7 protein-coding genes are annotated in these 5,856 nt (G+C 56.1%); 2 read left to right on the forward strand and 5 right to left on the reverse strand.

Annotated elements, in window-relative coordinates:
• Positions 1–203, reverse strand: a 203-nt coding sequence (locus GX444_19710; protein ID NLH50807.1) for a helix-turn-helix transcriptional regulator, incomplete at its 3' end; no start/stop codon positions are given.
• Between the two features lie 239 nt (positions 204–442).
• Here GX444_19710 and GX444_19715 point away from each other — a divergent pair.
• Positions 443–1,180: a hypothetical protein gene (locus GX444_19715; GenBank protein ID NLH50808.1), complete on the forward strand. Its 738-nt coding sequence runs from the start codon at positions 443–445 to the stop codon at positions 1,178–1,180.
• A gap of 44 nt (positions 1,181–1,224) precedes the next feature.
• On the opposite strand, the gene GX444_19720 is transcribed toward GX444_19715, so the two are convergent.
• A complete protein-coding gene (locus GX444_19720) occupies positions 1,225–2,535 on the reverse strand; it encodes a 4Fe-4S binding protein (GenBank protein NLH50809.1) in 1,311 nt (436 codons plus the stop codon).
• Positions 2,536–2,633: 98 nt separating this feature from the next.
• Positions 2,634–3,290 (reverse strand): hypothetical protein, encoded by a 657-nt coding sequence (locus tag GX444_19725; GenBank protein ID NLH50810.1) that lies wholly within the window; start codon positions 3,288–3,290, stop codon positions 2,634–2,636.
• 705 nt (positions 3,291–3,995) lie between these two features.
• On the opposite strand from GX444_19725, the gene GX444_19730 reads away from it, so the two are divergent.
• The gene (locus GX444_19730) at positions 3,996–4,862 is read left to right on the forward strand and encodes a hypothetical protein (protein NLH50811.1); all 867 of its coding nucleotides are present in this window, start codon (positions 3,996–3,998) and stop codon (positions 4,860–4,862) included.
• Between the two features lie 51 nt (positions 4,863–4,913).
• On the opposite strand, the gene GX444_19735 is transcribed toward GX444_19730, so the two are convergent.
• Positions 4,914–5,330: a DUF3788 family protein gene (locus GX444_19735; GenBank protein NLH50812.1), complete on the reverse strand. Its 417-nt coding sequence runs from the start codon at positions 5,328–5,330 to the stop codon at positions 4,914–4,916.
• A 91-nt stretch (positions 5,331–5,421) separates the two neighbouring features.
• Positions 5,422–5,856, reverse strand: a 435-nt coding sequence (locus tag GX444_19740; protein NLH50813.1) for a hypothetical protein, incomplete at its 5' end; no start/stop codon positions are given.

The raw sequence follows: 5,856 nt of genomic DNA on the forward strand, positions 1-5,856 counted from the left end.
AGGGCCAGGCCCGCTTCGGCGACCAGTTGGCGCAGCAATTCCTCTTTATTGGGAAAGTAAAGGTAGAAGGCCCCGACCGACAGGCCGGCGGCGCGGGTGATGTCGGCGATCGCGACGGTGGAGAAGCCGCGCGCGGCGAAGAGGCCGAGGGCCGAAGCCATGAGTTGGCCGCGCCGCTGGTCTTTCAGCCGCCGAAATTTCATCACGGTCCTCCACCGACGGCGGGGCGCCGCGTCACGATTGATGAAAGTGAATTTAGATTCAGTTGCTACCGACCCATTGCCTACCATCGGCACCGGCGGCTGTCAAGCGAGGCGCGAATGACGGTAGAAAATCACCGTTCGCGCGGCGTATCGCCGGCGCGCTGGCGGTTGCTTAAATTCCATTCATCCTTATGTTTTTCATTAAGCAATGGCTGGTTCTTCGAGAAAACGAGAAGCGAATGAAAACATCTGGATATCTTCTCACGAGTCTGCTGATTTTGGTGTTTGCCACCGTCGCGCCGGCCGCCTGGTTTGTCGATACGGAAACCGGGGTGGCGATCAGTGGGTACAACGACGCGCGGATTCCCGGCGATTCCGGCACCCGATTTAGCTTGTCGGAGGAATTGCGCGCCGACCCGGCGCCGTTTTACCGCCTGCGGGTAGGCGATACGTTTCTGGAACGGCATACCGTTTCCTTTCTGTATGCGCCATTGACGATTCTGTCGGCGGGAAAAATCGACCGAGAGGTCGATTTCAACGGTAAAACCTTTGCGGCGGATACGCCTTTGCGGTCGTCGTTTCGTTTCGACTCCTATCGCCTGACCTACCGTTACGATTTTTACCGTTCGGAAAAACTGGAAATCGGCGCCGGCCTCACGGGCAAGATCCGCGACGCGGCAATCAGTCTCGACGGCGCGGAATTCACGGAAAAAAAGAATACCGGCGCGGTGCCGCTGATCAATTTTCGGTTGAATTGGCTGTTTGCACCCAACTGGGCTCTGTTATTCGAAGGCGATGCGCTGGCCGCACCGCAGGGCCGGGCCGAGGACGTGCTTTTAGCGGTGACCCCGCGCCTCAACGAACACCTCGCCTTGAAGATCGGTTACCGAATGCTCGAAGGCGGCGCGGACAACGACGAAGTGTATACCTTCTCCCTGATTCATTATGCATTGGTCGGAATGACGGCCTATTTCTAGTCACCATTCCGGAGCCGGGAAAATAATCCGCCGCCGAACAAGGTTTAAAGATCCACGCCCGCCATTTTTCTTTTCTTCGCCCCGGCTAACAGCCAATCGACGAACCGGCTTTTAAGTTGTTGGCGGGCCAACAGTTGCTTGGCGGGCGGCAGGTGCAGAATCGCGCCCACCAGACGGTTGGCGGCCAGTAGGCCGAAACCTTGGGTGTCGTCGATCAACGCCGTGTGCAGCTTGCCGTTGTCGACCGCGTGAATCAGCAACCGTTTGACCACGGTTTCGGGGGTGATGCGACGTTTGGCCCGGGGCTTCATCGACAGCGCGTTGAAGCGGCAGGCGCCGTGACAAACTCCGCAGCCGATGCAGACCGACTCGTCGACGCGCGACAATTTTTTAAAGGTCCGTCCGCCGACCGGATGCGGGGATTCGAACTGGTCGATGACGCCCACCGGACAGGCCTTGGCGCATTTGCCGCAGCCGGTACAGGACGCCGGATCGATGGTCGCCTGAAAATTCGACGAAAAAGTCGGGTCGACCGGGCCGAATTTTTTAAAGGAATTGAGCACGCCGCAGCAACAACTGCAGCACAGGCAAAGGAAAGTCGGGCGGTGCTGCACGTTATCGCCCGTGTAAACCAGGCCGGCATCGTGCGCCCTGGCCAAGAGGTCCAGGGCTTCGCTTTTTTCGATATCGCGGGCCAGGCCGTGCCGCGCGGTCCATTCGGCGCCCGTGCCGAGACTGAGGCAGGTTTCCATCGAGAATTTCTGGCAATCCTCGCCGCGATGGTGCGCCACGTGGCGACAATGGCAAAGTCCGACCGACCATTTCCCGGCGGTCTCGATCATTCGCGTGGCGCGTTCGTAATCGAGCACCTCGGTGAAGGTGCCGTCGGCGATCGCGGATTCGTGAACCCGGACGCGGAACGGCGAAGCTTCGCTGTTCTGGAATTGACTGGCGAAGGACGAATCACCCAGCAAGACATCGTGCACCAGGCCCGCAAGGCGTTTCTGATCGATGTCATCGCGGCGGCGCATCATGGAAAACTCGAAAAATCCGACAATCGTCGGCGCCAGCATGTACATCATTTTGCCATTGATTTCGAAATCAAACACCAACCCTTTATCGGCCATGGCTTCCAGGCGGGATTTCAGCGTTTCCGGCGCGATCCCGGTGCGCCGCCCGATCTCCGCCAGCCCGGCCATCTGGAGCGGCATTTGCGCGCCGATCCGAGCTTCTTCCTCGGTGAACACGATCCGCAGGAGGTCGTACATCACCTTGGTATCGGGGGCGCCGACCGGGTTTTTATCGAGTCGAGACCGCAAGCCGGCATACGAATCTTTCATCGCGAGATGGCCCATGATGTACCTCTTAGTTTGCACCGGAAGGCGCTTCTTTTTCCTGATTCTTCAATTAACCTGAGATTCGGAACTTTGCAAGCGAGAGTGAATTTCAACACTTAGCCGTTTTTCAGCAATTCCGACGGATAAAGCTCCCCGGCGCATTTCGGGCAGAGGCCATGCGTGAATTCGATTTCCGGCGAATGTCTTTTCAGGTAGCTTTCCAATTGTTGCCAATAACCCTGATCGTCGCGAATGTTTTTGCATTTCGAACAGATCGGCAACAAGCCGCTCAAAGTTTTTACCTGGTCCAGCGACTCCTGAAGTTTGGTGATCAACACTTCCTTTTCTTTTTCCGATTGAATCCGCTCGGCGATTTCCCGGCGTAATTTTCGATTGGCCGCTTCGCGCAGGCTTTCTGATTTTTCCAGAACGCGTCTGATCTTCCAGAGGAGGCCGGTGCAGATCACCAGGACAAAAAGGTAATTGGTCGTTTGGCCGACGAATACGCGCCAATCGAGATAGACCCGCGCCAGCTTGTCGTGTTCGGCGAAAAGCGGCGCATAGGTCAAAATGCCGGTTGATTCCAGGGCGATCATCGCGGCCAGGCCGAGATGTCCGAACAAGAAAAACAACAGGACTTCCCGCCAGCGAAAGAACCAGGAAGCCACAAGCAGGATGGCGACGATCAAGAGGTAATGAAGGGAACTTTGACTGCCGACGAGGTGAATGTGGATGAGACTGGCGATGAGCAGCAAAGCAATCGTCCAGATCATAATGCTGTAGATCCGCGGATCCTCGGCGGCTGCCTCATGGTATTTTCTAAAATGTAAATAATTAACTAGCAGCATAACGCAGACGAACAGATCGGTATAAATGGAGACGACAAATGCCGATCGATCAACCAAATCCTCGATGTGGGAAGAATACAGGATACTGATTTGGGCGATTGTGTAAATTGTCAACATGACGGCCATGAGCATCATACCGTTCATGAAGATTGTCTTTCGTTCTTCGATTTGCGGGAGGGATTGCTCGTTGAATTCGCGGTCGATGTCCGGTGCAAATTGCATGAGTTGTCCTTTTCTCAAAGGAAATGACCATCGCGTATCCGAGTCATTCTAAAATGGCTCCCAAGGATATTTCCTCAGCCGAATGAAGGGCTAATTTTAAGCGCAAAGCCGTGTTTTCGGCAAAAATTTTCCGGGGTTGAAGTGATTTGTTTGTGGTGTGAATAAAAATGTAACTAAATGAATTGTAAGCGAATAAATTAATGCCGAAAATTTAAGGGATGTGGCGAGAGTAAAAAATAACCCTTTTGCTTCGTTTCTTGTTGATTCTCGAAGCTACTTTAGCAATGATGCGGACAGGGATTAGTGGGATCCTTGCTCCGGGCTTTTGGCAATCGCGATATCGACACCAGTGAGTTATCGAATAGGCGTCGGGGCGGGCATTTTAACCAACCAAAAGGGGAGAAAGAGATGTTTCGCAAATTGTTTTTACTGGTAGCGATCCTGACTTTGGCGGCGGTACCGGCGTTCGCGGTTGATTTGATTAGTCAAGCGCCGAGCGGTACGAACACCAACGCCTATGCCTGCCAGAATTTCGTGACGGCGGATGATGCCTACGACATCTTCATCGCCGATGATTTCGAGGTCCCGGCCGGTTCGACCTGGTCGATCGAGGAAATCGACTTTTTTGGCACGGGTTGGAATGGTTTCACTTCGTTGACCAATGCGACGGCAATCTGGTGCCAGATCTACGGCGATAATTCCGGGGTACCGAACGGTGTTCCCGAATACGAAGAAACCAATCTGGTGTGGGGCGCCGGTTTTGCCCCGGCCGATCCCGAAGTGACCCTGCCGGCTGCCGACGATTTCGAGATCGCCTTGACGACTCCGGTCGTCCTGGACCCGGGTCTGTACTGGATTTCCTGCTATCCGGAAATGGACTATGCCACTGGTGGCCAGTGGGGCACCCTGGTCAGCGACGCGACCAACCTGGAAATCGCGAAAGTCGTCAATCCCGGCGGCGGCCTGTCCTTGCCGACGACTTGGACCAACATGACGACGGCTTTCTCGATCACCGAGCAGGCGGTTGCCTTCACGCTGCAAGGCACGGTCGGTGTGCCTGATGACGACGACGATACCGCCGACGACGACACGACCGACGATGACGCGGCCGACGACGACGCGGCCGACGACGACGCGGCCGACGACGACGCGGCCGATGACGACGCGGCCGACGACGACGCGGCCGACGACGACGCCGCCGATGATGACGCCGCCGACGACGACACGTCCGTCGATGACGATGATGATGACGACGATAGCGGCTGCGGCTGCTGAGTCGACAGATCGACGCTAAAACAGGGCGGCCCGAAAGGGTCGCCCTGTTTTTTAGGCCAGCTTGATCGTAGCTAGTTTTAACACCAGATCGAGAGCCGATTTTTTCCGCACTTCAACCCTTACCGGGCGTCCTTCCAGATACTTTTGGGCGCTTTCGATTTCCTCAATCAGCTTCGCGGGCAAGTCGCTTTGCCGCGCCGCGGCGACAGCTTGATCGCTGAAAGCGAATGAAGCCCGGAAGAAACCCGGACATGGCGTGAGATAGACCACGGCCCGCTTTTTCAGCGAGAGCTGCAACGACCAGCCGTATTGCTTGCCCGAGAACTTCCAGGCTTCGTCGAGCGACCCGAGCCGGTCGTGAAGCGCGGCTCTCAATGCGGTCCATAAACCGAATGTCTTACCGAGCGTGGCGGCTACTTCCGCCGCGTCCGGAATCTGCGCCTTCTCGCGGAAAGTCCCTGGTTCCATCGGCGATTTCTCTTTATTTGTCGGGTTGGGGTTGATCCTCGCTACAGCATAATCGCCGGTGGCCGATTACTCCACCGATTGCCGGGGCTGTTCAACACCCGCAACCGTTATCATCGTTGTCATCATCGGCAGCGACGCCGTTCGTATCGTCGTCATCGTGGGCGTCGTCGTCATCATCATCGGCGACATCGTCATCGGAGGTGTCGTTGTCGTCATTGTCGTTGTCGTCATTATCGTCATTGTCGTTATCGTCATTGTTGTCATCGTTGTTGTCGTCGTCGTTGTCGTCGTCGTTGTCGTCATTGTCATCGTCGTCATCATCGTCGGCCGGGTCGATTGTCATGTCGATGCTTTCGGCTTGTCCGCCGATCGAATCGCTATAAACCGGATAGGAGGGTGAGGCCGTGGCGATGACGGCGTAACCGCGGGCCAGAACGTCGTAATCGCCGGCCGTCTCCGCCTGCAGACCGAAAATGACGGTTCCGGTCGTGCCGGAAACGGTCAGCGCCGGGCTTAAAGCCGCTGG

This window comes from Myxococcales bacterium (assembly GCA_012517325.1).
Taxonomy (GTDB): domain Bacteria; phylum Lernaellota; class Lernaellaia; order Lernaellales; family Lernaellaceae; genus JAAYVF01.

What these genes read in the sequence shown, in the direction of transcription:
- GX444_19720 (NLH50809.1), bottom strand. Translation starts at nt 2,535, where the DNA reads ATGGGCCATCTCGCGATGAAAGATTCGTATGCCGGCTTGCGGTCTCGA.
- GX444_19735 (NLH50812.1), bottom strand. Translation starts at nt 5,330, where the DNA reads ATGGAACCAGGGACTTTCCGCGAGAAGGCGCAGATTCCGGACGCGGCG.
- GX444_19725 (NLH50810.1), bottom strand. Translation starts at nt 3,290, where the DNA reads ATGATCTGGACGATTGCTTTGCTGCTCATCGCCAGTCTCATCCACATT.
- GX444_19730 (NLH50811.1), top strand. Translation starts at nt 3,996, where the DNA reads ATGTTTCGCAAATTGTTTTTACTGGTAGCGATCCTGACTTTGGCGGCG.
- GX444_19715 (NLH50808.1), top strand. Translation starts at nt 443, where the DNA reads ATGAAAACATCTGGATATCTTCTCACGAGTCTGCTGATTTTGGTGTTT.